At 58.1% G+C, this 24,579-nt stretch carries 23 protein-coding genes and 1 tRNA gene; 17 read left to right on the top strand and 7 right to left on the bottom strand.

Annotated features, from left to right (window positions below; all coding sequences use genetic code 11):
• The 5 genes from ACVWZ1_RS09205 to ACVWZ1_RS09185 all read left to right on the top strand — a co-directional run bounded on the left by ACVWZ1_RS09205 (window position 1) and on the right by ACVWZ1_RS09185 (window position 4,502).
• The gene (locus ACVWZ1_RS09205) at window positions 1-930 is read left to right on the top strand and encodes an ABC transporter ATP-binding protein (protein ID WP_011433477.1); all 930 of its coding nucleotides are present in this window, start codon (window positions 1-3) and stop codon (window positions 928-930) included.
• The gene (locus ACVWZ1_RS09200; RefSeq protein WP_457503200.1) at window positions 917-1,591 is read left to right on the top strand and encodes an ABC transporter ATP-binding protein; all 675 of its coding nucleotides are present in this window, start codon (window positions 917-919) and stop codon (window positions 1,589-1,591) included. The genes ACVWZ1_RS09205 and ACVWZ1_RS09200 overlap by 14 nt, the downstream gene beginning before the upstream one ends.
• A gap of 93 nt (window positions 1,592-1,684) precedes the next feature.
• The gene (locus ACVWZ1_RS09195; protein ID WP_457388007.1) at window positions 1,685-2,596 is read left to right on the top strand and encodes a cell division protein FtsX; all 912 of its coding nucleotides are present in this window, start codon (window positions 1,685-1,687) and stop codon (window positions 2,594-2,596) included.
• Between the two features lie 61 nt (window positions 2,597-2,657).
• Window positions 2,658-3,260, top strand: coding sequence for a hypothetical protein (locus ACVWZ1_RS09190; protein ID WP_457444498.1), 603 nt, complete (start codon window positions 2,658-2,660; stop codon window positions 3,258-3,260).
• A 57-nt stretch (window positions 3,261-3,317) separates the two neighbouring features.
• Entirely contained in the window at window positions 3,318-4,502 is a 1,185-nt protein-coding gene (locus ACVWZ1_RS09185) for a pyridoxal phosphate-dependent aminotransferase (RefSeq protein ID WP_414399639.1), read from the top strand.
• An 18-nt stretch (window positions 4,503-4,520) separates the two neighbouring features.
• Here the strand turns inward: ACVWZ1_RS09185 and ACVWZ1_RS09180 are convergent, their stop codons facing one another.
• On the bottom strand, window positions 4,521-5,714 hold the full coding sequence (locus tag ACVWZ1_RS09180; protein WP_457503199.1) for an RNA-guided endonuclease InsQ/TnpB family protein: 1,194 nt from the start codon (window positions 5,712-5,714) through the stop codon (window positions 4,521-4,523).
• Window positions 5,715-5,814: 100 nt separating this feature from the next.
• On the opposite strand from ACVWZ1_RS09180, the gene ACVWZ1_RS09175 reads away from it, so the two are divergent.
• The 7 genes from ACVWZ1_RS09175 (at window position 5,815) to ACVWZ1_RS09145 (ending at window position 16,024) form a co-directional block, all read left to right on the top strand.
• Window positions 5,815-6,195 carry a hypothetical protein gene (locus tag ACVWZ1_RS09175; RefSeq protein WP_457466970.1) on the top strand — a complete coding sequence of 127 codons (381 nt, stop codon included), beginning with the start codon at window positions 5,815-5,817 and terminating at the stop codon, window positions 6,193-6,195.
• Between the two features lie 294 nt (window positions 6,196-6,489).
• Window positions 6,490-8,115 (top strand): peptide chain release factor 3, encoded by a 1,626-nt coding sequence (locus tag ACVWZ1_RS09170; protein ID WP_457503197.1) that lies wholly within the window; start codon window positions 6,490-6,492, stop codon window positions 8,113-8,115.
• A gap of 261 nt (window positions 8,116-8,376) precedes the next feature.
• A complete protein-coding gene (locus ACVWZ1_RS09165; RefSeq protein ID WP_457503207.1) occupies window positions 8,377-9,528 on the top strand; it encodes an aminotransferase class V-fold PLP-dependent enzyme in 1,152 nt (383 codons plus the stop codon).
• 150 nt (window positions 9,529-9,678) lie between these two features.
• On the top strand, window positions 9,679-12,342 hold the full coding sequence (locus ACVWZ1_RS09160; RefSeq protein ID WP_457503206.1) for a TIGR03960 family B12-binding radical SAM protein: 2,664 nt from the start codon (window positions 9,679-9,681) through the stop codon (window positions 12,340-12,342).
• A 738-nt stretch (window positions 12,343-13,080) separates the two neighbouring features.
• Window positions 13,081-15,261, top strand: coding sequence for an Rne/Rng family ribonuclease (locus ACVWZ1_RS09155; protein WP_457503196.1), 2,181 nt, complete (start codon window positions 13,081-13,083; stop codon window positions 15,259-15,261).
• 35 nt (window positions 15,262-15,296) lie between these two features.
• Window positions 15,297-15,938 carry a ribonuclease HII gene (locus ACVWZ1_RS09150; protein WP_457503195.1) on the top strand — a complete coding sequence of 214 codons (642 nt, stop codon included), beginning with the start codon at window positions 15,297-15,299 and terminating at the stop codon, window positions 15,936-15,938.
• Between the two features lie 12 nt (window positions 15,939-15,950).
• Window positions 15,951-16,024: transfer RNA gene (locus ACVWZ1_RS09145), tRNA-Arg, on the top strand.
• Window positions 16,025-16,041: 17 nt separating this feature from the next.
• Here ACVWZ1_RS09145 and msrP read toward each other — a convergent pair.
• From msrP to gvpA, 6 genes are all read right to left on the bottom strand, one after another.
• Window positions 16,042-16,998 carry a protein-methionine-sulfoxide reductase catalytic subunit MsrP gene (gene msrP, locus ACVWZ1_RS09140; RefSeq protein WP_457503194.1) on the bottom strand — a complete coding sequence of 319 codons (957 nt, stop codon included), beginning with the start codon at window positions 16,996-16,998 and terminating at the stop codon, window positions 16,042-16,044.
• Between the two features lie 304 nt (window positions 16,999-17,302).
• Window positions 17,303-17,722: an LptA/OstA family protein gene (locus ACVWZ1_RS09135; RefSeq protein ID WP_011433424.1), complete on the bottom strand. Its 420-nt coding sequence runs from the start codon at window positions 17,720-17,722 to the stop codon at window positions 17,303-17,305.
• Window positions 17,723-17,794: 72 nt separating this feature from the next.
• The gene (locus tag ACVWZ1_RS09130) at window positions 17,795-18,130 is read right to left on the bottom strand and encodes a gas vesicle protein (protein WP_011433425.1); all 336 of its coding nucleotides are present in this window, start codon (window positions 18,128-18,130) and stop codon (window positions 17,795-17,797) included.
• A gap of 41 nt (window positions 18,131-18,171) precedes the next feature.
• Complete coding sequence (gvpN, locus tag ACVWZ1_RS09125) at window positions 18,172-19,056, bottom strand: gas vesicle protein GvpN (RefSeq protein ID WP_011433426.1); 885 nt, start codon at window positions 19,054-19,056, stop codon at window positions 18,172-18,174.
• A 79-nt stretch (window positions 19,057-19,135) separates the two neighbouring features.
• Window positions 19,136-20,167 carry a gas vesicle protein GvpC gene (gene gvpC, locus ACVWZ1_RS09120; RefSeq protein WP_457503192.1) on the bottom strand — a complete coding sequence of 344 codons (1,032 nt, stop codon included), beginning with the start codon at window positions 20,165-20,167 and terminating at the stop codon, window positions 19,136-19,138.
• A gap of 275 nt (window positions 20,168-20,442) precedes the next feature.
• Window positions 20,443-20,661, bottom strand: a complete 219-nt coding sequence (gene gvpA / locus ACVWZ1_RS09115) for a gas vesicle structural protein GvpA (protein ID WP_011429717.1) — start codon at window positions 20,659-20,661, stop codon at window positions 20,443-20,445.
• A gap of 304 nt (window positions 20,662-20,965) precedes the next feature.
• Between gvpA and ACVWZ1_RS09110 the strand changes: the two genes are divergently transcribed.
• From ACVWZ1_RS09110 to ACVWZ1_RS09090, 5 genes are all read left to right on the top strand, one after another.
• Window positions 20,966-21,286 carry an Hfq-related RNA-binding protein gene (locus ACVWZ1_RS09110; RefSeq protein ID WP_457503191.1) on the top strand — a complete coding sequence of 107 codons (321 nt, stop codon included), beginning with the start codon at window positions 20,966-20,968 and terminating at the stop codon, window positions 21,284-21,286.
• Between the two features lie 323 nt (window positions 21,287-21,609).
• The gene (locus ACVWZ1_RS09105) at window positions 21,610-22,293 is read left to right on the top strand and encodes a V4R domain-containing protein (protein WP_414356148.1); all 684 of its coding nucleotides are present in this window, start codon (window positions 21,610-21,612) and stop codon (window positions 22,291-22,293) included.
• The gene (locus ACVWZ1_RS09100; RefSeq protein ID WP_457482443.1) at window positions 22,290-22,541 is read left to right on the top strand and encodes a hypothetical protein; all 252 of its coding nucleotides are present in this window, start codon (window positions 22,290-22,292) and stop codon (window positions 22,539-22,541) included. The genes ACVWZ1_RS09105 and ACVWZ1_RS09100 overlap by 4 nt, the downstream gene beginning before the upstream one ends.
• Before the next feature lie 36 nt (window positions 22,542-22,577).
• On the top strand, window positions 22,578-23,036 hold the full coding sequence (locus tag ACVWZ1_RS09095; protein WP_414417972.1) for a globin family protein: 459 nt from the start codon (window positions 22,578-22,580) through the stop codon (window positions 23,034-23,036).
• Window positions 23,037-23,231: 195 nt separating this feature from the next.
• Window positions 23,232-24,557, top strand: coding sequence for an RNA-guided endonuclease InsQ/TnpB family protein (locus tag ACVWZ1_RS09090; RefSeq protein ID WP_457503189.1), 1,326 nt, complete (start codon window positions 23,232-23,234; stop codon window positions 24,555-24,557).
• The last annotated feature ends 22 nt before the right edge of the window (window positions 24,558-24,579 follow it).

Genomic DNA, 24,579 nt, shown 5'->3' with positions numbered 1-24,579 from the left:
ATGTTGGTGGTCTCCGGCCTAAACATTAGGTTCAGCCGATACGAGCGGGGGCTGCGCCGCCGCTACCTTCAGGTGATTACAGATCTGGATCTGGAGGTTAAGGCAGGGGAGGTGGTGGCAGTGGTGGGGGCCAGCGGATCGGGCAAAAGTTTGCTGGCCCATGCCCTCTTGGGTCTTTTGCCAGAGAACGCTACCCTGCGCGGTACTCTCCTATTTCAGGGGCAGCCCTTGACCCCTGAGCGGTGTAGGCAACTGCGCGGCAAGGCCATTGCTCTCATCCCCCAGTCTGTGGACTACCTGGATCCCCTCATGCAAGTAGGATCCCAGGTACAGCGGGTAGCTCGGCTCAGCGGTGCCTCCCAAGGCGAGGCCCGTAGAGCAGTGAGCCGCATCTTTGCCCGCTATAGCTTGCCGCCGGGAACAGAGGGCCTCTACCCTTTCCAGCTCTCCGGAGGCATGGCACGGCGGGTGCTGGTATCGACGGCGGCAGTTAGCAGAGCCAAGCTGGTGATAGCCGACGAGCCCACGCCAGGCTTGGACGCGGAGGTGGTGGCTGAGACCCTTGCCCATCTGCGGGAGCTGGCCCAGGAGGGCCGAGGCGTTATGTTGATTACACACGATATTCAGGCGGCGTTGTCGGTGGCAGATCGAGTGGCAGTCTTCTATGCGGGCACTACAGTCGAGTTGGCCTCGGCTCAGGATTTCGAAAGGGGAAACTTGCGCCACCCCTACACTCAAGCTCTGTGGCGATCCCTGCCCCAAAATGAGTTTGCTCCCCTGCCGGGCAACCAGCCTGACCCTGAGGCACTGCCTGCGGGTTGTTTGTTTGGGGATCGCTGCCCCTGGGCAAGTGAAATCTGTCGAGCTGAGCATCCGCCTCTGCGGGCGGTTGGAGGAGGGTGGGTGAGGTGTATCCATGCTCAAGGGTGAGCATCTCTGGTTTCGCTATGGACGGCATCTGCCTTGGGTGGTGCAAGATCAGACCCTTCAAGTAGAACTTGGGGAAGTCGTAGGGCTGATGGCTCCCTCTGGTTTTGGCAAAACTACTCTGGCCAAGTTGCTGGCGGGCTACCTTACCCCCAGCCAAGGTCGGGTGAGTGTGACAGGGCAGCCTTTGCCTCGGCGAGGGTACTGCCCAGTGCAGCTTGTCTTTCAACATCCAGAGCAGGCCGTTAACCCCCACTGGCGCATAGCTCAGGTCTTGCGGGAAGGGCCTCCTCCCCAGCCAGAGGTTCTCCACACCTTAGGCATTTCCCCCAGTTGGCTCAACCGCTATCCCCATGAGCTAAGCGGGGGAGAATTGCAGCGGGTTGTCATCGCCCGGGTTCTCAACCCACAAACTCGCTATTTGATTGCAGATGAGATGACAGCCATGCTCGACGCCAATACCCAAGCCCTGATCTGGCAAGCTGTCTTGGCCTATGGGCGGGCACATCAGATGGGGCTTTTGGTCATCAGTCATGATCGCTTTCTCCTGGAACGGCTCTGCAGCCGCTACGTCATCATGACCAGCCATGACCCCTATCTGGTGGAGCGGGCCGGCCACCAGGTGGTGCGCATGGAGGGAGGGCGCCTGTATGATCTGCGCTGAGGGCTGCCGGGATCCCTATTTTGCTCTCCACAGGCTCTGTTGAGCTCCAGGGGGCAAGGGTCTGAGCCCATTGATTGTTGGATGGAGAACAGCATGCAATCTCTCTCCCGATTTCTCAATAAAATCCGCTATCTCCTACAGGAGACTTTTTTGGGGTTGCGGCGGGGGGGCTGGCTGAACTGGGCCGCGGTGAGCACCCTGCTGGTGTTGCTGTTCTTGGTGGGGATCGGCGTTGAGCTGTCCTGGGGTGTGGATGCAACGGTGCAGTCTCTGGGGGGACAACTGGAGATCTCCGTCTACCTGGAGCCGGAACGACAGGGGGTGGAGCTGCAACCCCAGGTTGCCCAACTGCCTCATGTGGCCGAGGTGAAGGTCATCACCAAAGACCAAGCTTGGCGCACCCTCTTGATCGAGATGGGGATCCAAGACGAGGCGGCCATGGAAACCCAGTTGGGGGAGAACCCCTTGGTGGATGCTCTGCGGGTTAAGGCGGATTCCACCGAAGCCTTGGGGGAAGTGGCGGAGCAGATTCGCCAACTGGAAGGGGTGGATGAGGTCTACTACGGCGACCGCATTGTGGAGCAACTGGCCCAGCTCCAGGACATGCTACGGCTGGGATCCCTGACCATTACCGGCGTGTTGGCCCTGACAGCGGTGGCGGTCATCACCACCACCATTCGCCTCATCGTCATGGCGCGGCGGCGGGAGATCGAGGTGATGCAATTGGTGGGGGCGACGGCAGCCTGGATTTACTTGCCCTTTATTTTGCAAGGGTGCCTGTTTGGGGTGATCAGCGCAGTGGGAGCTTGGGGATTGATCTTGGGATCCCAGCAGTTGCTGCAGGAGCTGCTGGAGCAGTTGATTGCCTTGCCCTTCCTCAAGGTGATGCAGGCAGATCGCAGCCAACTGGAGTTTTGGCTCTTGCCGTCGATGTTGTTGGGGATGGGGGTTTTTCTGGGCACCACCAGCAGCTTGATCGCGGTGCGCAAGTCGGCAGGGCGCTGAGCTGGAGGCGATGCTGAGGAAAGCCCTGGATATTCCAATCTGAGGATCGCCATAGGATAAGATGATGGACTCTACTTCCCTGGCTTTCCAAGATCTGGCCGCCATGAACCCATTGCCTCCTCCCGCCCACCCCTACCAGTTCCGCGCTTTGGGCCTGATTAAGGGATCCCTGAGATCGATCCCCAAGACTTATGCGCAGGCAACCTTGGTTGCCTCTGACGGAGCAGAATATCCGGCTACCCCCGGACGCGCCGAGCTTCTCGGCCCCTTCGAGCACTGCATCAAGAGCGGCCATACCTACTGGTACTACGTGCAGCCGCAGCCGCGTTCAGGGGGGGCTTTGGGCTTGAGCATCATCCGCATCCTGGCCCTGCCGGAAGAGGAGCAAGACCCAGAGTGGGAAGAAGAACCGTTTTTGCCTGCCCCTGAGGACACAGAGGAAGGCTTTAACATCCGCGGCATTGTCGAGCCCCACGATGGCTTTGTTGAGGTGACCGTGCGGCGCAAGCCCCAGGGAACCAAGCAATTTGCTCCTCTGCAATTGCGCTTGGAAGGGTTCTTGCCCGGAGCTGTGGCGGGCGAGTTTTGGGATCTGTTGGCAGAGCGAGAGGGCAACAAACTGCTGTTGGTGGATGGTACCCGCCTGTTGACCGCAGTAGCCTAGCTATCTAGATTGGCCCTGCTTGAGAACCTTAAAATAAAACAAAGAGCTTCCCAACCGATGGTGTCTGCTGCCGGCTTGTCCCAACGGGTCGCCCATCTATCCCCTTCCCCCACGCTATCCATTTCGGCTCTGGCTAAAGCCATGCAGGCAGAGGGGCTGGATGTGTGTAGCTTGAGCGCAGGCGAGCCGGATTTCGATACACCTGACCACATTCGGGCCGCGGCCATCCGTGCTCTGGAAGAGGGCAAAACCCGCTACGGCCCCACCGCTGGGATCCCCGCCCTTCGCCAAGCAGTGGCCGATAAGCTGCGGCAGGAAAACGGCCTGGAGTTCAGCCACGACCAAATCCTGATCAGCAACGGCGGCAAGCAAACCCTGTTTAACCTGGCCATGGTGCTGCTGGATCCCGGCGATGAAGTGATCCTGCCTGTTCCCTACTGGGTCAGCTACCCCGAAATTGCCATTTTGGCAGGGGCAAAGGTTGTGCAGGTGCAGACGGAAGAGGCCCAGGGGTTCAAGCTCACCGCCGCCCAACTGCGCCAGGCCCTCACCCCCCGCAGCAAGCTGCTGATTCTCAACTCGCCGGCCAACCCCACCGGAGCCGTTTACCACCAGCACGAGCTGGCAGCTCTGGCAGAGGTGATCCTCTCCGCCCCCCATCTGTATGTGATCTGCGACGAGATCTACGAAAAGCTGGTTTATGGACAAGCCCGCCACATCAGCCTGGGATCCCTTTGCCCTGACTTGATGCCGCGCCTGATTCTCAGCAGTGGCTTTGCCAAAGCCTACGCCATGACCGGCTGGCGGGTGGGCTACTTGGCCGGGCCCAAGCCCATCATTGAGGCGGCCATCAACCTGCAAAGCCACAGCACCTCCAATGTGTGTACCTTCGCCCAGTACGGCGCTCTGGAAGCCCTGACCAGCCCCCTATCGGCAGCGGCTGTGGAAAAAATGCGCCAAGAATTCTGGCAGCGGCGAGATCTGATGCTGGACGGGATCCGCACCTTGCCGGGGGTGACTTGCCCGGAGCCAGAAGGTGCATTTTATGTGTTTGTCAACATCGGCCAAACCGGGTTAAGTTCGGTGGAGTTTTGCCGGCAGCTGCTCAAGGAACACCACGTGGCTGCTGTGCCGGGGGTAGCCTTTGGGGCAGATTCCTACATTCGCCTTTCCTATGCTGCCGATCGCACCACCCTCGAAAAAGGGCTGCAGCGGCTGCACCGGTTTGTGTCTTCCCTGTAAACTACCCGGCTCCGACCGCTAAGCGGTACGGAGCGGGCTTTCAGTAGCCCTGAGCCTGTTCTGCTCTACCAGAGAACAAAACAAGCCCGGACCTCTAGGCTGGTTTACGACAGCCCCCAAAAGCGCAATCACATTCGCACCATTCAAATCCGCATCCCCTTCCCATCCACAATGCCCACACTTGAACGACTTGCCACTGCGGTAGGATTGCGCAGGGTCGGGATGGATATGCAAACACTTGTGGCAGGTCTGCGACGTGTAAGCAGGCGGCACAAGAACCAGAGAAACCCCTGCAACCCTCGCCTTGTATTCCAGAAACTGACGTAGTTGGTAGAACGCCCAACTGTTGGCCCTGCGCCTTTCGGTTTTGCTGCGTGGCTGTTGATTGACCCTTTCCCGGATCCCTGTCAGGTCTTCCAGGGCAATAGCGCTGTTTGTGGCTTTTGCCCTAGAGACAATAGCTTTGGAGATGCGATGATTGACCCACGCCTGAAAGCGCCTCTCCTTGCCAGACAGCCGTTGCAGCAGTTGACGGCATCTGCGCCGCGAACTGCGTGTGCCCTTACTGGCTTTACGTTGGAGTGCCGCCCTCAGCTTGGAGTAGTGGTCTCGGACTCTGTTCAACTGCTGTCCATTCCAGTGATCTCCTTCCGATGTATGAGCAATATCCGTCCTGCCCAAATCCACCCCGATCACCTTGTCGGTATCTTGTTGTTTGGGTGTTTTTTCCTCTACGCAAATCTGGATGTAGTAGGAGCCATCTTTGCGCTTGACCAGCGTGGCAGCTTTTGGGTTGGAACCAGCCAGCATCCCACGCTGGTAGTTGCCAATGGCCAGTTCAAAGCGTTCTCTCCCTTCCACCGTGGTCAGCGACACCGTCCAGTCTTTTTGACGGAACGAAAAGATGCGAGCGTCGTAGGTAACAAAGCCGCTCTTAAACTCCTTGACGGGACGCTTTTTCTGCTTAGCCACTTTGCGGGAACCCGCTACCCGTCTGCACACCTGTTGAGCCAAGTTACTGGACAAGCCAAACCGGGCTCGAATCTCGTAGTAGCAAAGGGATTGGAGTTTGACTGCGTTGACTACTTTTTCTGGTGTGTTTTGGTTGACCCAGTTCAATGCCTGTACAAAGGCATCCATCGTCGCGTCCAATTTGGCGGCTTGCGACGGGGACACCTTGAGCTTACAGGATATGTTCAGGACTTGGCTCATAAGTTCATTGTACTTCATCAAAGCGCATTCCTCCCGACACCGACCCTACGGGTACAGTGCGGGGCTCCTGCGATTTCTAGCTGAAAAGCCAGCCGAGCTTTTGCCCCCTGCTACTGCTTGCACCGACAATGGGGTTCGCCGCAATGGCACCCCCAATGGGCAGGGTGCCCAGTCGGATCCCCGCGAGGCTCTGGATGCACAACTGGGCCTGCAAAAGCTTACCCTCAAATGGTCTGCCGAGAGGGTGGAAAAGCTGGGATCCCTGGAAAGCGCCACCGGGCTACCGGGCGAGATTTTGCTGGAAGTCCTGCTGGATCATTGGGAACAATTGCCCAAGCCCTTGCAGCAAGATTGCCTCCTGCAAGCCCACCGCATTCGCGTCGAGCGGCTGGTGATCAGCCAAAACTTCACCATTGCCACGATTGAGCAACTGCTCTTCACGTCAGCGTTGCGCAACAACAACGAGCAGCATCTGCTTTGAGTTCTGGCCGGTTGGCCTGGGAAATTCCCCCTCAAGATCTCCGCCAGTATGCCAGACAACAGGGATCCCTGTTCCTGTGCTAGGGTCAAAATGGTTCTGTTGGCTTTTCGCGCTTTTCGGCCTGTGCTCTCTCCCCCTCGCTACCTGGCGGCAACCCAACCTCATTATTCTCAAGCGTATTTCCCACTGATTTTCTATTTTTTCCTTCTCCGTATTTCTCCCATCCTTTAGGGGACAACATCGCGGCGGAATCTTCTTTAAGGCGACCAGGTTGTAGTGGAGCGGCAACAGTTGATGAAAGAACTTGATTTGGCCAAAGCTGTAGAGCAACGGCGCACCTTTGCCATTATTTCCCATCCCGATGCGGGGAAGACCACCCTCACCGAAAAGCTGCTGTTGTACGGGGGGGCTATTCAAGAAGCGGGAGCTGTGAAGGCCCGTCGGGCGCAAAAGCGGGCCACTTCCGACTGGATGGAACTGGAAAAGCAGCGGGGTATTTCCATCACCTCTACCGTCCTGCAATTTGATTACCGCAACATTCGTCTCAATCTGCTGGATACTCCCGGCCACCAGGACTTCAGCGAAGACACCTATCGCACCCTGGCAGCGGCTGACAATGCCGTGATGCTGGAAGATGCCGGCAAAGGGTTGGAAACCCAGACCCGCAAGCTGTTTGAAGTGTGTCAGATGCGGGGGCTGCCGATTTTTACCTTTATCAACAAGATGGATCGCCCAAGTCGGGATCCCTTGGAGCTGATGGATGAAATTGAGACAGAACTGGGCCTCAAGCCCTATCCTGTCAACTGGCCAATTGGCTCAGGCGAGCGGTTTACTGCGCTATTTGACCGCCGAACTCAGGAGTTTCATTTCTTTGAGCGGGTATCTGGGGGGCGGCTAAGAGTTCAAGATACCGTCATTAAACTTGGGGATCCGCAAATTGAGGAGTTGATCGACAAGGACTTGTATTACCAATTCAAGGAAGAGCTGGAACTGCTGGATGGTCTCATGCCCACCTTGGATCTAAAACAGGTGCATTCTGGCAAACAAACCCCGGTCTTTTTCGGCAGTGCCATGACCAATTTTGGGGTGGAGCTTTTCCTCAATGCATTTTTGGAGTATTCCTTACCGCCAATGCCTCACGAGAGCACTGCTGGGCTAATCCCGCCCGAACATCCTGAGTTTACGGGCTTCGTCTTTAAACTGCAGGCCAACATGGATCCCCGCCATCGGGATCGCGTTGCTTTTGTGCGCATCTGTTCCGGCAAGTTTGAGAAGGATATGGTGGTCAACCATGCCCGCCTCAATCGTCCCATTCGCCTATCTTATCCCCAGAAGTTGTTTGCTCAAGAGCGCATCTCCATCGATGAAGCTTACCCTGGGGATGTGATCGGCCTGAATAATCCCGGCATCTTCACCATTGGGGATACCATCTACACCGGCCCGAAGCTGCGCTACGCCGGGATCCCTAGCTTTTCTCCTGAGCTGTTTGCCTACTTGAAGAATCCCAATCCTTCCAAGTTTAAGCAGTTCCAGAAAGGGGTAGCGGAACTGCGGGAAGAAGGGGCTGTACAAATCATGTACTCTATCGACGATTCCAAACGGGATCCGATTGTGGCAGCGGTGGGCCAGTTGCAGTTTGAGGTTTTGCAGTATCGCCTTGAAAGTGAATACAACGTCGAAACCCGACTGGAGATGTTGCCCTACACCCTGGCTCGCTGGGTCGAGAATGGCTGGAAGGCGCTGGAGAATATTCCCAGCTTGTTTAACACCCTAGTTGTTAAAGACATTCAAGACAGGCCCGTTCTTTTGTTTAAGAATGAGTGGACTTTACAGCAATTTGCTGCCAGCAACCCTAAAATCAAGCTCAGCAAAATTGCCCCTCTCTCGGATCTCAGCCCGGAATCCGGTAACGGCCAATAGATCAACCCAAGAGAATCTTTCTCCGGGGGGCCTCAGGTTTCGATATTCAACTGAGATGCCATCGGTCTCCACAGTAGCTGTGTTGACATTCTTGGATTTCTGAGCAAACCCTTCATGCAGATCGCAGGAATTCTCACATCTTTTTCGTGTATCTTCTAGGGCTTGAGTGAGTGAACCATGCCTTCTTTCCCCAATATGGGATCCACTTCTCCTCGCTTTAGCTCTGCCCTCAGTGCTTGTGCGCCGCTTTGCGAACGCTCCTTGTGGGAACTGGATCCGCAGGTCGTTTTTTTGAATCACGGCTCCTACGGCGCGACCCCGAAAAAGGTGTTGCAGGCCCAGAGTGTATGGCGGGAACGCCTTGAGGCTCAGCCGGTGCAGTTTATGGGAGAGGAACTTCCTCGAGCCTTGCGGGCGGCGGCAGCAGAACTGGCCCATTTCGTCGGGGCCGAACCCGAAAATTTGGTGTTTGTGGAAAATGCCACCAGCGGGGTCAATGCCGTTTTGCGCTCGCTGCGGTTCCGGCCAGAGGATCAGATCGCCTGCACCAATCACGGTTACGGGGCCGTTCGTCAGGCATTGCAGTACATCTGTGCCCAGTGGGGAGCCATCCCAGTTGAGGCGCAGATCCCTTTCCCCATTGCGGGGCCAGAGCAGGTTATCGCGGCCTTCGAGGCCATCCTCACCCCCCAAACTCGCCTGGCGGTGTTGGATCACCTCACCTCGCCTACGGCTCTGATCTACCCCCTGCCTGAGCTGATCGGCCTCTGTCGGGAGCGCGGGATCCCGGTTTTGGTGGATGGCGCCCATGCCCCCGGAGTTCTCCCCTTGGAGTTGGAAAAGCTAGGAGCCGATTGGTACACCGGCAATGCCCACAAGTGGCTGTTTGCCCCGAAAGGCTGTGCTTTTTTGTGGGTGGCCCCCCACCGACAGGCCCAAACCCATCCTACGGTGATCTCCCACGGCTTTGGGCAAGGGTTCACAGCGGAGTTCGACTGGGTGGGCACACGGGATCCCAGCGCTTGGTTGGCCGTTTCAGCAGCCCTGGCGTTTATCCAGGAGGTGGGGCTAGACAATATCCGTCAGCACAACCACACTCTGCTGCTCCAGGCGCGGCAGTTGCTTTTGGAGACTCTTGAAGGGATCCCGCCCGCCCCTGAAGAAATGTTGGGCTTTATGGCCACCCTACCCTTGCCGCCCTTCTGGCAACAGGGGATCCCTGAGCTGCCTCTTGGGGAGCGCGCCCGTCACCTGCACGATTACCTGTGGCACACGTACCGCATTGAGGTTCCGATCATCCCCTTCGCCGGGCAGCTTTGGGTACGCATCTCGGCTCAGGTCTACAACCATTTGGCAGAGTACGAACAGTTGGCGCTGGCCTTGCAGCGTCCGCCGCAGAGTTTTCCCGGTTGAACAGACTTCACGACATTGCAAGTATGGTTGTTTCGCCTACCGGTAACCTGCAAACTTAGAGAGGCAAAGCGCTTTCCCTTGGGTTGGGTCTGCTCGAAGAGTTCGGCTAGAGTCAGATCAGTGGCTGTATTAACGTCTCGGCGGATCCCCATGCTCTCTCTGGCTGCAACTGAACCGCATCTGAGTCCCATCGATCTGGATCGCCTGCTTACCCCTGAGATTCAGCGGCCGGCCCGCTACTTGGGCAAAGAGTTCGGTGCCGTCCACCGTCCTTGGGATTCGGCGCGGGTGCGTTGGGTGCTGAGCTATCCAGAGCTGTACGAGGTGGGAGCTTCCAACCTGGGCCACCTCATCCTCTACAACATCCTCAACGCTCAGCCGGATCAACTGTGTGACCGCACCTACTTGCCAGGCCCGGATCTGGCGGCCCGCCTGCGGCAGTTGGGGATCCCGCTGTTTGCCGTGGAGTCCCGCCGCCCTCTGCGCGCCTTTCACATCATCGGCTTCAGCCTGGCTTACGAGCTGGGGGGCACCAACATCCTGGAGATGCTGGACCTAGCCGGGATCCCGCTCAGGTGGTCGGAACGGCAACCCTTCACCCCGGAAGAGTGCCCTCTGATCTTTGCCGGCGGGCCAACCGCCACCTCCAACCCAGAGCCTTTTGCCGACTTTTTCGATTTCTTCGTCTTCGGAGATGGGGAAGAGGTGCTGCCGGAAATTGGCCAAGTGCTGGCCGGATCCCTGTCCAAGCCCCGCCGAGAGGTCTTGCTGGAGCTGGCCCAGGTGCCGGGGGTGTACGTGCCCCAGTTTTACGAAGGGATCCCGCCTCGACCCATTGTGCCTGGGGTGCCGGAGCGCGTCCGCCGTCGGGTGGCCCTGCCTCAACCCCAATACTCCGTCGGCCTGGTGCCTTTGGTGGAAACCGTCCACGACCGCCTGGTGATGGAAGTGCGGCGGGGCTGCACACGGGGCTGCCGATTTTGCCAGCCGGGAATGCTTACCCGCCCAGCGCGGGATGTGGATCCGGAAGCAGTGGTGGAGGCTGTGGTGCAGGGCTTGCGGAGAACAGGTTACAACGAATTTTCCCTCTCTTCTCTCAGTTGCTCCGACTACCTTTCCCTGCCGGCGGTGGGAGCGGAGCTGCACAACCGTCTCCTCAGAGAACACATTGCCCTTTCCCTGCCCAGCCAGCGGGTGGATCGCTTTGATGAGCAAATTGCCGCCATCATGAAGGGATCCCGCCGCTCCGGCCTCACCTTTGCCCCCGAAGCTGGCACGCAACGGCTGCGGGACATCATCAACAAGGGCCTCACCGATGCCGACTTGATTCGCGGCATTCGCACCGCCGTCCAAGAGGGCTGGGACAAAATCAAGCTCTATTTCATGATTGGCCTGCCCGGCGAGACCGACGCCGATGTCCTGGGGATCGCCCGCACCGTCGAGATGCTGCAGCGAGAATGTGCAGCCCTGGGTCGCAAGCGGGTGGAGTTTACCCTCACCCTCTCCAACTTCACCCCCAAGCCCCACACCCCCTTCCAGTGGCACCGGGTGGACTACGCCGACGTGCAGCGCAAGCAAACCCTGCTGCAGAAAGAGCTGCGGCGGCTGCGGGGCGTCAAAGCCCACTTCACCGACATCCGCTTCAGCATCCTGGAAGACTTTATTGGCAAAGGGGATCGCTCCCTGGGACAGATGATCGAGCGGGCTTGGCGGGCCGGTGCCGGCATGGATGCCTGGTGGGAAAGCATCGACACCGCCTATGCTGCCTGGGTGAGGGCCTACTGCGGCGAAGAGGTGGATCCTGCCGCCGATCCGGTCGCCCTCTGCGCCCATCTCCCCATCCGGGAATTGGGCCTGGAGGATCCCTTGCCCTGGGATCACATCGATACCGGCATTGACAAGAAATGGCTGCAAAAAGACTACCGCCGCGCCCTGGAAGCCCTCACCGTGGAAGACTGCTCCTTCGAGGGCTGCTCCGCCTGCGGCATCTGCGGCCCCGGCTTCGGCCACAACATCGTCATTCCCCCTCCGCCCGTCCCGCCCCTGCAGAGCAAACCCACCCCCACCCCGGATCCCCTGGAGCCGGAGCCACCTGCCCAGCGTTTCCGCATCACCTACGGCAAAACCGGGGATCTGCGCTGGCTGGGCCACCTGGATCTCATGCGCCTGTGGGAACGGGCCTGTCGGCGAGCGGGGTTACCTCTGGCCTTCAGCGGCGGCTACCACCCCATGCCCCGCCTGGCCAACGCCAACGCTCTGCCCATTGGCCAGGAAGGCTATGGCGAAATCCTGGATCTGGAGCTGCTGGATCGGCCTGAAGGTCCTCTGACGCCTGAGAAACTGCGCGCCCTTCTGAGCGAACAGCTGCCCCCGGAGATCCCCATCCAAGCCGTCCAAGAAATTAGCCTTCGGGATCCCTCGGCCACCGAAGCCGTTTACGCCGCCGAATATCAGCTTACGGTGAGCTGCGAGTTGCCCAAAGCCATTTGCGTCAGCGGGACGGAGTCCTCTTGGCCTGCCTGGGTCACCCAGATCCTAGACGCGCAGGAAATCTGGATTGAAAAAACCTCCAAGTCTGGCAAGTCCTCTCCCTTCAATGCCCGCGCCCTGCTTTACTACCTAGAGTTTCAGGGCCTGACCCCCGAGGGCAGCGCTTGCCTCCTTTACCGGGGCAGTTGCCGCAACGACGGTGCCTACCTGCGGCCCACCCATCTGGTTCAAATGGCCGAGTCATTGGGGTTGCCCCACTGGACACTACAGACGGCAAAGCGGCTGCGCCTGTTGTGGGAGAACCCCCTAGCCGATCCAGATTGAGCACTTCCTCTGGGAGCAACCCAAGGGCTAAGGGTCTGTCTGGGCTGAGGGATCCCACAAGCGCTATAATGCTGCTATTGCTGGCTCCTGTCGCTGTGGGGCTCGCCAGGCATCAACTTGACCAAAGGCGGGGTGAGCAGCAGGCAAAAGCTGGGCCGGATTTTGGAATGGAGACACTCTTAACTCAGTACCCAGGGCAGGTAACAGGCGTGATGGGGTCGAGTCGATAGGCGCAACAAAAAGGTGTGCCCCTTCGACCTAGCCCAGATCTCAATCTTACCCTGAGAAGGTGCTTCTTTCCGCGCGCAAACCCTGTCTTGTTGTGGACTATCGCTACGCGACGCTTTCGCGAACAGGCTGGGCCGCACAACTGGGGTTCTGCGATGGGCCAGCCTCCAATCTCCCGGAGCTGAGCCGTCTTGCTTTCTGAGTCTATTCAATAATCTCCATGCAAACCTCACCCCATCCATTCATCTCATCCGATGAGCTTTTATCCCCACAGCAGAAGCCCCCTGCTGTACCCACCAAGGCCAGCATTGGGCAGTTTACATAACTCGCCTCACCCATTGGAGAGCAAACAAAGCCAAGCGTCAAAGCAGAGCTGAGGGTAATGGACACCCCCATGATGAGTCAATCCTGGTCAAAGAAACTTAAGCGGATCCCGGCAAAAGAACAACACCTCGCCAGAACGAGGGTTCAATCCGTAACCGCGTGCCCTTGGGGCGGGGAGGAAGGTTGATGCCCAGGCAGATTGTCATTGCCGAGCAACATCGCGTGGCAGCCGTCTTCGCCGAAGATCAAGTGCAGGAGCTGATCGTCGCCAGCGGCGCTCACCAAGTGGGAGACGTTTACGTCGGAATCATCGAGAACGTTCTGCCCAGCATCGATGCCGCTTTCGTCAACATCGGCCCTGCAGAGCGCAATGGGTTTATCCACGTCAGCGACCTGGGCCCGCTGCGCCTCAAGCGAAGTCATGCCTCGATTTCTGAGCTGGTCTTGCCGCAGCAAAAGGTGCTGGTACAGGTGATGAAAGAGCCCACCGGCAACAAAGGGCCAAGGCTTACCGGAGATTTGGCCTTTCCAGGGCGGTATTTGGTGTTGCGACCCTACGGAAAAGGCGTTCATCTGTCCCGCCGCATCGAGGATCGAGAAGAACGCAACCGTTTGAAGTCGCTGGCCATTTTGATTAAACCCCCGCAGATGGGCCTGTTGGTGCGCACCGAAGCGGAAGGTGTGTCCGAAGAAGCGATGATCGACGACCTGGAGCAATTGAAGAAACTCTGGGAAGATATTCAACAGCAGTATCAGGCAGCACGGGGGCCGGGGCTACTCAACCGGGATGACGACTTTATTCAGCGGGTGCTGCGGGATGTTTACTCCGACGATGTGAACCGTATTGTGACCGACTCTGCGGCAGGAGCGAAGCGAGTCCGTAGCTATCTGCAGGGCTGGAACAAGGGCCAAATGCCCCCTGGTGTCGTTGTCGATGCCCACCGCGAGCCCACCCCCATTCTGGAGTATTTTCGGGTCAACGCGGTTATTCGGCAGGCGCTGCGGCCACGGGTGGATCTGCCCTCTGGCGGCTACATCATCATCGAGCCCACCGAGGCCCTGACGGTGATCGATGTCAACTCGGGCTCCTTCACTCAATCGGCCACTTCTCGGGAGACAGTGCTGTGGACAAACTGTGAGGCGGCTACCGAGATTGCCCGCCAATTGAGGCTGCGCAATATTGCCGGTGTGATCGTGGTGGATTTTATCGATATGGATTCCCGCCGCGACCAGTTGCTGGTTCTGGAGCATTTTAATAAGGCTCTCTCCAGCGACAAAGCCCGCCCACAGGTGGTCCAACTGTCGGAATTGGGGCTGGTGGAGCTCACCCGCAAACGGCAGGGGCAAAGCCTTTACGAGATCTTCGGCTATTCTTGCCCCACCTGTGAGGGGCTGGGGATCCTGGCCCGCTTGCCGGGGGCCGAGCCGGGACATCTCTTGACGATAGAAAGCGGCCTGACGGTAACGCTGCCCACCGAGGTGGAAGAAGGGGATGAGGAAGACGCCGGCCCGATCCTGCCCCGCGATGGCAACTCCCAACGGGCGCGCCTGCGAGTGGGAAGCGATGGGCTGTCTCGAGGCGATAGCCGTGCGCTGCTGCGGCGGTCGCGATCTGCCCCCGGACAACGACGCCCCAGCCCGGATCCCTTTTCGCCCTTTGCCACCCCGGTCGATCTGGAAGAGGAGCCACGGGTTGAAACAGGACGCAAGCGTCCCCGAGAAGACTGGGGGGATCCCCGCACTGGCCAGCGCCTCGTTGCCCGGAGCCTGGATACTCCTGTAGAAGAGGAAGCCCCAGAGCCGATGCAACTGCCAGGGGGCGGAGCAGACCTAAAGCGTCAAGAACCCCGCCGTTCTGGCCCTGGGGAAGAGGCAGAATCCGCCTCACGCAAAGATCACACTTCCCCAGCCCGCACCGTTCGCGCCAGCGGGACGGAGTCCTCAGAAGGCCGTCCGGCTCCGGTACGGCAAACCGTCACCGTGGAGATGACCCCGTTACAACAACGGGTCTACTCGGAGTTGGGGCTGTCGCCGCTGTTGCTCCTTGACCAGCCGCCGCCTTGGGGCCGAGACACGGCGGTTAGGGTGGTTCTGCCGGGAACTCTAGAGGCGGAAAGTCCGCCCAGGATGGAGACTGAGGCAACTTCTCAGGCGGAGGAGTTGGCGCCCGAACCGGATGCCTTGCAGGAGAAGGAGCCGCTGGATACCGTTTCTCCACCCGAACCCTCGGAACCCGAAATCTCCTCTGCTGAATCGTTCCCGTCAGCCGTGCAGAGCAGCTTGGCCGAGCCAGCCGCGGAACTGGGGATCAGCCCTGCCCAGCAATCTCCAGCAGCCTCCAGGCGACGGCGCTCCCGCAGCAGTTAGGCGCTGCTCTCAAGCCCAGGGGCAGGCATGGGGATATGGCAATGCGAACAAAGCCCAGTTTGGTTTGGGAGGGATCCCTTTGGCAGCAGGGGATCCTGCGGGTGGCGGGGGTGGATGAGGTGGGGCGGGGAGCCCTGGCCGGGCCGGTAGTGGCGGCGGCGGTAATTTTGCCGGCCCAGATGGATCCCAAAGAACTGGAGGGAGTGAGGGATTCCAAACAACTGCGTCCGCAGCAACGCGCTCAATGGGCGGAACGGATTCGGCAGGTGGCTTTGGCTGTGGGCGTTGGCAGTGCCTCTGCTGCTGAGATCGACCGGCTCAACATTCGCCAGGCCACGGTGCTGGCCATGCAGCGGGCTTTGGCCAAGTTGGATCCAATCGAACACATTTTGCTGGATGGATTGCCGCTGGCCGAGCTGGGATCCCGGCAAACGGCCCTGGTCAAGGGGGATCACATCAGCCTCTCCATTGCCGCCGCTTCAGTTGTGGCCAAAGTCTGGCGAGATGCCTTGATGCAGAGCTGGGATCGGCAGTACCCCGGCTACGGCTGGCGCACCAACGCTGGCTATGGCACGCGGGAGCACCGACTGGCGTTGCAGAACTTGGGGCCCACCCCGCAGCACCGCCGCAGCTTTGCCCCCTTGGCAGAACTGAAAGTCAGCAGATATGATGGTTGATGCAGTTGCATTGCCCACGTAGCTCAGTGGACTAGAGCACTGGGTTCCGGTCCCAGGTGTCGGAGGTTCGAATCCTTTCGTGGGCGTCTTCAGGCATATAAGTTCAGCCATATAAGTGGGCAACATACTCTCCGTACCCGTTGTAGGGCAAGGTGGGGACGACCTGCCACTGGGAACGGGATCCGAAACCGATCAAGACTTCCTGCTCCTGTGACCAGCGGGGGTGGGGCACCCTAGGATCCACATTGGCCTCAAATCCATACTCCTCAGGGGCGAGGGTATTCCAAAACGTGGAGGGTTGACGGGCCAAAAACTCGATTTTGACGATGGATTTTCCCCCCTTAAAGCCATACTTCCAGGGAACTACCATGCGAATTGGTGCTCCGTGCTGTTTGGGCAACGGCTTGCCATAGATGCCGAGGGCAAAAAAGGCCAACTCGTTAGCCATTTCCTCGATCCGCAACCCTTCCGTGTAGGGCCAAGGCAAGTTGGGGGGCCAGATTGGGCCAGGCATAATTTCCGGATCGTAAAAGGAAGTGAAGCGGACAAATCGAGCCGTCGGCAAAGGATCCACCCGTTCCAGCAGCAGCCGCATCGGAAAGCCCAACCACGGCACCACCATCGCCCAGGCTTCCACACAACGAAAGCGGTAGATGCGCTCTTCGAGGGGAAAGTGAAACAGATCTTCCAAGCCCAACCGCTGAGGATGCCGCACCAGCCCGGTAATCTCGACAGTCCAGGGATCCGTGGGCAAAGCCTGTGCAGCCCGCCAGACGCGCTTTCCGGAGCCAAACTCGTAAAAGTTGTTGTAACGAGCAGCTACAATCTCCTCGGTGACGGGCCTGCTCACATCCGAAAAGTGGGGGTTGAGTGGGATCCCCGTCAGCTCTCGTTCTACCGAGGGAGCAGCTCCCCTGCTGCCAAACCCAAAAATAGAAAAACTGGCTCCCACCCCAACGGATCCCAGTTGCGCTAGAAATTGCCGCCGGCTGAAAAACATCTCTTCTGGAGTGACCTGTGCCTCTCGTTGCCAGGGGTGAGGAACTCGGATCCCGAACATCAATCAGCCATCCTTTGAAGAGAGTCAGGGAAAAAGTCTGCCGCCCGAACTACTACATCCTAAACGGATCTAAGCCGACATTCCCCGAGCTCGTTTCCAGCGCTGCCCCATGTGTAGTCATTTCAAATGTAGTCATTTCAAACAGCAATGAAACGATTTGTTATGTCTGTCCCTGGCTCCCCTCTCCTTTTGAGAGAGGGGTTGGGGGTGAGGGAAACCCTGCAGGCTGGGATGATCGGTGACGAAATCACGGTATAGCCGTGTTGGCTGAGTCCGTGCTGCTGGAAAAAAGTGTGGGGATCAGCTAAGGACTTGAGCTGGGCTCCGGCAAAACGTAGATGGACTCCACTTGCCGCCCTGCCGATGGCACTGCCTGGATGGTGCCCTTGTCGATGTGGTAAATGACTTTCTCCGCTTGCAACTGATTCTCCCCTTGGTTGATGATGACCTGGCCCTCCAGCTCAATGCGTTGCTCCTGGCTGTAATACACAGCTCTTTGGGCGCGGGCCGTAAGCCGCTCGGCAGGAAAACTGAGGGTGACATTGCCAATGGCCGTAAAAACCCCTGTGTTGGCGTTGGCCTCCTGAACATCAGCGCTGATGCTGATGGCACGGGGATTCTGACCCCAGGCCGGGATCCCAAGGGCCAGCACCACACCCACAGCCCAGCCCAGCGTCCCTAGCCGCTGCCAACCCTTCCGGTCAAACGCCATCTCCAAAGCCATGCCCCATCACCCCGTCAAACCACCACAGCAGCCAGTCTAGCTTCTCAATCCTGGTCATAATGGCGGGGCAGCCTATGGGTCCGTTCCCTTTCCCCCCTGGGGCAGAGCTTGGGCAAGCTGTCTTTCCAATTCGGCAACGCGCTGCATGAGCTGTCGGTTGGCTTCCAGCAGCTCCCGCGCCTGGCTGTTGAGATAGGGATCCGACTCCCACCAATTGATGCCGATCTCCTTGGCCTTATCCACCGAAGAAATCAGCAGGCGAATGCGCACATTCAGCAACTCCACATTGCCCACCGAAACGGTGATGTCTCCGGCGATCACAATGCCCTTGTCCAGCACCCGCTCCAGCACATCGGCCAGCGAGGAGCCATGAGTAGCCGTGGTCAAGGGTTGAGAGCTAATCGGCACAGGGTTAATCGACCTCCAAAGTGTACCAACAAGCAAAAGACTCAGCCAGGCAGTTGGTCTAGCAGATAATTCAGCAGCTGGGATCCCTCTTCATAGCGCTTGCCAGCCCGGGGCAACAGCACATCCGCACACAAAGCGCGAAAATCGGCATTCTCTTTGCTAACTGCCAGCTCATGTTCCTTGACAATGCGCCCGATCATCAAACAACTGCGCAGGCTGGGGTGGCGCGTCAGATCCAGCTTGCGGCGAAAAGCCCGCACAATGTGGACGATCTTGAGGGCGTCGGGGCCGGATAAGCCTATTCGCGAGGTGAGAATCTCCTTTTCGGTCTCGATGTCCGGCTCCCCCATATCGATGGTGATCATCCGATCCAGCAGCGCATCTTGGGCCCTGTGAACCCCGGTATATTCCTCCGGGTTAGAGGTAAAAATGGCCCGGAACTGGGGATGCACCCGCAGATATTCCGAGCGGTTGCTGTCCGGCGGCAACACCAGCAGCCTCTCCTCCAAGGCACTCAGGAGAGCATTGTTGGCCTCAGGGCGGGAGCGATTGAACTCGTCGTAGATGAGGGTAAACCCCTCTCGGCAAGCCAAGGTGAGGCGGGCATCCACCCAGCGCTGCTGCACATCCTCCTCCGTCTTCACCACCGAGTGAATGAAGTTGTCCACCACCCGCCGATGGGTAAAACCGGTGCGCCCCCCGATGAGGTCGGAAGAATCGAAGCGGTCATCCCCATAGATCAGCATGATGGGGCGGCCCAGCAGGCTGGCCAGATGCATCGCCAAAGTGGTTTTGCCTGTACCCGAAGGCCCCCGCAAGTGCACCGCAAAGCCCGATTGCAAATAGCGCAAAGCGCGGCGGGTAATCCGCTCAATGTAGGGGGTGTTCACGAACTGGCGGGGACGCGCCTGCAGAACCGTGGCCATGGAGATACTCAACCTCTTTGCTGCCCTAGACTCCTTTGCCTTGACTATAGCCCGGATGTTCTTCCTGCGCTCGGCACAACTAAACTGCGACCGTCCCCGACACCATGCGCCGCAGCGTAGCCAAGATTTCCGAGGGATCCAACCCCAGATCCACCGCGCCGCGGGCCAACAAATCCCGCACCCGTTCCCGATCCCCAATTACCTGCAGCAGGGTCAAGTTGGGATCCTGCGCTTGTAGATCACTCACATACTTGTTGACATAGTCAAGGATGGGATCCACCTGTTTCTCAACAGTAGGCGGAACTTCAGGGGGTTCAGGCGTTATTAAACCCTCCGAGGGCTGGGGCTGGGCAACAGAGACGGGAGCAGGCGGCTCCACCGGGGCTTGGTCTTCGGCTATGGGCGTTGAGTCAGAGGCAGATATTGGCGCCTCACCGGCAATCTCAACGGAACTGCCAGAACCTTCACCGGAAATGGAGACCTCAGGTTCTAGGGCGAGGACAGGGATCCCATTGCCCCACACCTGCTTATGCAACTCCGCCCGGAAAGTGGCCAGGGATCCCCGCAGGGCCTGGGCCTGGGCTTGCTGTTCCTGAGCCATCTGAGCCAGCTCCTGTCGAGCCATTTGCCGGAGAGCCTGTACCCACTGCCGCAAATCGGCACAAAAAGACTGCCGCGCTTGCTGAGTTTTGTCGGCCATCGCCTGCCGAGCCTGCGTATAGGTGCTCAGCAAATGCTCCACAGCCGCAGTCAAGTTAGCCCGGAAAGCCTGCAATTGCTGCCGGCTGACTTCCAATTGAGCAGCTCGTTCCTGCTCCAGGCGAGCCAGACTCTCTGCCACCGACTTGGCCCGCTGAGCCGCCGCTTCCGAACGGGAGCATTCGTCCAGGGATCGCCTCACAGCCCGCTCCTGCCTCAGTTTCTGCAATTGGCTGCGGGTTTGCTCCGTCTGGTGCCGTATTGCTTCTTGTCGTTGCTGGCGGCGCTGCCCCAGCTCAACCATCAGGGCTTGGTGCTGCTCTAGGCGCTGCTGCCGGGATCGGCTTAACAAACTTCGGTTTTGAGTCACCCGCCGGCTGCGAGCTATGGCCCATTGTTCCTGCAAACTCATGATCTCCAATCCCTCACGTCGTTTTCAATGCTTGGGTGGATACAGCTTCTCTGCCTGTTCCCAACTCGATGGCACTGCCAACCTGTAGCTCAGTGCGGCTGCAAGACTCAATCCTCGAACAAAACCCGCAGAAGCAAGGCAGAGACCGGCGGTGGATCCCTGCCTCGCTTTCCGAGAGCCTTCACAGCGGCCAGCTCCAGACCCCCGCCCAAGACCCATGACCCGTCAAACCATCACGGTATTGAAGGCAAGGGGATTGAGTGATTGGGCCAGATTTAGACGGCAGGGGCAGCAGCAGTAGCCGTCAGACCCACAGCCTCAGCGTATTTCAGGTAGGTTTCCACGGAAGCCACAACGACGCGGGCTTCAATGGCCAACAGCTCGATCCCAACCAAAGAAACCCGCACCCAGGCATCGACCACGATACCTTTGTCCAAGATGCGATCGATCACTTCGGCCAAGCTGGACGAGGAGTTCACTTTCTCTACTGCCATAACGATCTCTCCTGCACTGATACTGCTGATACTGATGAGGGTTGAAAAGGACAGACAACTCGGCGGCAAAATGGCATGTAGAAGGGATCCCAGCTGAGGATTCACCTTCCCTAGGGCGACAGCCGCACCCTCTATCACCCTAGCCCTATTGTGCTGGCTTTTTTCGGGGAGAACACCCGTAGATTCGCTTAAAAAAGACGGCGAACTCGAAAGGTTTACCGCTTTTCTAAGCGCCATCCCCCCTACATAGTACTCGCCAGCAGAAAAAATGGGCAAAGATGAGGGCGAGTTTTGAGCCCAAGTTGTGGAAGTGTGGTGGAGGGGCAGTGGGAAGCGGCAGGGATCCCCTATACTGGGGGCAGTGGGCTTGCTGACATACCGTTTCTCGCTGGCTGATAGGGCTGTCGTGACCGATTTCAACACCGGGATCCCGAGCGTGCGTCGCCTGCAGAAGGTCATCAAGGATCGGGAAACCCTCGAGGTCAAACTCAATACCGGAGATGTCTTCGTCGGCCAGTTGCGCTGGCAGGATCCCGATTGCCTCTGTTTAGCCGATGCCGAGGGGCAGGAGTCGCTGCTGTGGCGGTCTGCCATTGCTTTCATCAAGGTCAGGCCTCAGTCTTAAGTACTGCTCCGGATCCCTGTACAGCTCTTCTTCCCAATTTTTGAATAAATCTTTACAACAACTCAGGGCTTTTCTGTCTCCCTCTGAGGGCAGTTTTCTCCAGTTGACCCACTCCTGCTGGGTTTTTGGAGCGGTTGACTACCCTGCCGTCGCCCTGAGTCTATCCCAAAGCCGTCCCCCATTGCTCCGCAACGCTGTTGCAACTGCGTCAGCGGGCCGTAGGCCTTGAGGACGAGGCTTTAGACCCAGTTTTTTGGTAAAAATGCCAATTAAGAAGGGTATGATAAGGAGTGTTAAAAAATCTGATCTCTCCTCACCCAACCATGACGACTGCCCCCATTGAGATACCTCTTCAGCCTGCCGCCCAACGGCATAACCACTACAGCCGCGAAGACTTTTTTCGCTTTGACCTCTCCCAGGGATCCCTTGTGGACTGGACGGGCGCCCGCAATGTCTTGGTGAGCGAAGACTTTATCCTGGGTTTACAGCAGGGCCTGGAGGAAGAAGTGGGAGATGCCTCGGCTTCTCTGATGTACACCATTGGCCGAGAGTGGGGACGCAACGATGCCCTCCATTTTTCCCGCTGGTTTGAGGAGGAATATCGGCGCCAGCCCAAGCAGAGTAATCTCATGTTTCTCTTGGAAACCTGGTGGTGGCCTCTGACCTCGCAAGGATGGGGGCGCTGGGAGGTAGAAACCGAGAGTCGGCGGCAAGGGTTTATTTTCATCAACCTCTTTGACTCCGCCGTGGCCCGCACCCTGGGGGATGTGGGCAAACCTGTCTGTCATCTTTACGCCGGATTATTTGCCGGCTTTTTTAGCACCATGGTGGAACGGCAACTCAACTGCATCGAGATCCAGTGCTACTCCATGGGAGAAAGCTACTGCAAGTTTTTGCTCGGCAGCAAAGATCGCATCGATGCGGCTGCCTTCTGGCTAAACGAAGGGGCCAGTGCCAGCGAAATTGCCCAAAAATTGCGTTCAGGCCAGGGAGTAGCCAAGGCATGACCTGGAAGATTGCTTTAGAAGATTCGGTGCAAAGCTTTTTTGCCCGTCTAAATTGGGATAACCGCCCCCTACAGAGGCGCACTCTGCCGATGCCTTTTCTGCAAGTGCGGGAGCATTTTGGCTCCATCCCCTGGGCCGGGGATCCCCTGAGTTTGGCCGCGCATTCTCTGGGATCCCTGTCGGCAGCACCGGAACCCGAGCCGGAAGAAGAGCAGATCACCTTGGCGGATCTGTTCAGCCTGTTTTGAATCTCCTAGCACCCACCGACCTCCGGGAGAAGCGAGATGGTAAGCCCCTTGGAGCAGATGCTGATCGAGTCGGAAGCCCGCTACCTCAAGCCAGAGGAGCTGGAGCATCTGAAGGCCTATGTTCTCGGCTGGCCAAAACGACAACATGTGTACCGAGTTTTGCGGGAACGGGAGAGCCAGGTGGTGAGCCAAACCCTGAATGCCCTGCAAAAAGAGATGCCCGACCTTTCCCCCCAAGTGTTGGATCTGTGTCGGCGGCACCTGTTGTTGTTGCTGCGTCACAGCGCTATGGCCATGCTGCTGCAGGACGAAAACCTCCTGAAAGAGCGGCTGCTCGAGTGGATGGAGGAAGAGGTGCGCCTGTACGGACTGCAGAGGGTTTATGAGGTTGCCTATCGGATTTTCCAGCAAGAGCTGAGAGACCATTTGGCTCCTGGAGAGTTGGAGTTTATCCGCCCTTTGATCACCCAGGTACAGGTGGCCTTACTGTTTTAGTGCTGTTTCAGATTGAGTTTTTGCTTTTGTTTATTATATCGCCAAAGCGCTCTATCTCAGCTAGCCCGAAACTTAGGTGTCGTTGCAGTTAACAAAACGCGCGGAATTCTCCACCCTCTGTAGGGTGGGGATGGATAGCGCCACTGGATTTGTGGAGCACTCAGAACTAGGACAGGTGGGGGTAGGATAACGCACATGGCAACCAGAAGGCAGACCTTTCGACTGTATCCCAGCAAAGCACAGGAAAAAGCTTTGCTCGAGGCCCGTCGTCTGCATTGTTATCTTTACAATGCTTGCATTGCCCATCGGGAAACCGAGTACAAGCTCCACCGCCGAACGGTGACCTACCTGGAACAGCAGAACCTACTCCCCGAATTCAAGCAGGTGTGGGGGGAGTTTGCCCAACTGAACTCCCAAGCTCTGCAAGCTACCGTCAAGCGGGTGGATGATGCTTACCAACGGTTCTTTCGAGGACTGAGTAGGAAGCCGAGGTTCAAGTCCATTCGCCGGTATTCGGGCTGGACGTATCCTGCTCGGTCGGGGTGGAAGGTCAACAGCACGGGGAAGCATGGCACGGTCACACTCAATGACTTGGGCATTACCCTGAAAATGCGCGGTCAAGCCAAGCATTGGGGCGTGCCAACAACGCTGACTATCGTCTACAAGCCGTCCCGGCGGCAGTGGTTCGCTTCGTTTACGGTTGAGGTTGCCATACCAGAGCCTAAGTTTGGGTCGCAGTCGGATTTGCGATATGAGTCCATCGTTGCCTATGACTTGGGTACAGAGACCGCCCTGACGTTGTTTGACGGGGCGGAGTTTCGGGAGATTACTAATCCCCGCTTTACCCAGCGGAGTGAGGAGAAGATTCGCAGAGTCGCCAGACTGAAGCGCAGAAAGCGTGCCCCTAAAAAGGGCGTAAAGGCTTCCAGGAGATGGAAGAAAATTCACCGGCGGGAAGCGCAACTGCAAGCAAAGGCTGCTCGTCAGAGAAGAGACTGGCAACACAAAGTTACGTCAGAGATAGCTCGTCGTTATGACGTCGGCGTAACGGAGAAGTTGCATGTCAAAGGGATGACCCGCAAGGGTGGGAAGCGCAAGGCAGGGCTAAACAAGTCCATTCTGTCGGTGGGGTTTGGTACCCTCAACCGAATGATTACCTACAAAATCGAGCAGAAGGGTGGTTTAGTTCTCGTGCTTCCTACGCAAGCCATCAAGCCCTCGCAACGCTGTCCCAAGTGCGGGGCAGTCCACAAGGAGTGGGCGGACTTGAGCAACCGCTATCATGTCTGCTCTGGTTGTGGGTTTGAGGTACCGAGGGATCGGGGCTCGGTGATGGTGATGTACAACGTTGCCACTAATCGGCAACCGGGGTTAGGAACTAGCCTCGTGAGTCTTGGATGTCTCAGCACTACTTCAAAGTCCTGCGGGGCTATGAAGCAACTGGGGCAGAGGAAGAGACTAAAATCCTGCCGTCAAGCGAATGGGGCATCAGAAACCCCATCCGCCTATGCGGTGGGGTAGTTCATAGCCCAATAACGACTTT

It is taken from the genome of Thermostichus sp. MS-CIW-25, assembly GCF_054060015.1.
The sequence above is the reverse complement of the archived record's forward strand: the minus strand, read 5'-3'. Positions and strand labels throughout refer to the sequence as shown.

Bases quoted from the DNA above. Each gene is read 5' to 3' on its own strand.
- ACVWZ1_RS09205 (WP_011433477.1), top strand. From the start codon at position 1: ATGTTGGTGGTCTCCGGCCTAAACATTAGGTTCAGCCGATACGAGCGG.
- ACVWZ1_RS09200 (WP_457503200.1), top strand. From the start codon at position 917: ATGCTCAAGGGTGAGCATCTCTGGTTTCGCTATGGACGGCATCTGCCT.
- ACVWZ1_RS09195 (WP_457388007.1), top strand. From the start codon at position 1,685: ATGCAATCTCTCTCCCGATTTCTCAATAAAATCCGCTATCTCCTACAG.
- ACVWZ1_RS09190 (WP_457444498.1), top strand. From the start codon at position 2,658: ATGATGGACTCTACTTCCCTGGCTTTCCAAGATCTGGCCGCCATGAAC.
- ACVWZ1_RS09185 (WP_414399639.1), top strand. From the start codon at position 3,318: ATGGTGTCTGCTGCCGGCTTGTCCCAACGGGTCGCCCATCTATCCCCT.
- ACVWZ1_RS09180 (WP_457503199.1), bottom strand. From the start codon at position 5,714: ATGAGCCAAGTCCTGAACATATCCTGTAAGCTCAAGGTGTCCCCGTCG.
- ACVWZ1_RS09170 (WP_457503197.1), top strand. From the start codon at position 6,490: ATGAAAGAACTTGATTTGGCCAAAGCTGTAGAGCAACGGCGCACCTTT.
- ACVWZ1_RS09160 (WP_457503206.1), top strand. From the start codon at position 9,679: ATGCTCTCTCTGGCTGCAACTGAACCGCATCTGAGTCCCATCGATCTG.
- ACVWZ1_RS09155 (WP_457503196.1), top strand. From the start codon at position 13,081: ATGCCCAGGCAGATTGTCATTGCCGAGCAACATCGCGTGGCAGCCGTC.
- ACVWZ1_RS09150 (WP_457503195.1), top strand. From the start codon at position 15,297: ATGGCAATGCGAACAAAGCCCAGTTTGGTTTGGGAGGGATCCCTTTGG.
- msrP (WP_457503194.1), bottom strand. From the start codon at position 16,998: ATGTTCGGGATCCGAGTTCCTCACCCCTGGCAACGAGAGGCACAGGTC.
- ACVWZ1_RS09135 (WP_011433424.1), bottom strand. From the start codon at position 17,722: ATGGCTTTGGAGATGGCGTTTGACCGGAAGGGTTGGCAGCGGCTAGGG.
- gvpN (WP_011433426.1), bottom strand. From the start codon at position 19,056: ATGGCCACGGTTCTGCAGGCGCGTCCCCGCCAGTTCGTGAACACCCCC.
- gvpC (WP_457503192.1), bottom strand. From the start codon at position 20,167: ATGAGTTTGCAGGAACAATGGGCCATAGCTCGCAGCCGGCGGGTGACT.
- gvpA (WP_011429717.1), bottom strand. From the start codon at position 20,661: ATGGCAGTAGAGAAAGTGAACTCCTCGTCCAGCTTGGCCGAAGTGATC.
- ACVWZ1_RS09105 (WP_414356148.1), top strand. From the start codon at position 21,610: ATGACGACTGCCCCCATTGAGATACCTCTTCAGCCTGCCGCCCAACGG.
- ACVWZ1_RS09100 (WP_457482443.1), top strand. From the start codon at position 22,290: ATGACCTGGAAGATTGCTTTAGAAGATTCGGTGCAAAGCTTTTTTGCC.
- ACVWZ1_RS09095 (WP_414417972.1), top strand. From the start codon at position 22,578: ATGGTAAGCCCCTTGGAGCAGATGCTGATCGAGTCGGAAGCCCGCTAC.
- ACVWZ1_RS09090 (WP_457503189.1), top strand. From the start codon at position 23,232: ATGGCAACCAGAAGGCAGACCTTTCGACTGTATCCCAGCAAAGCACAG.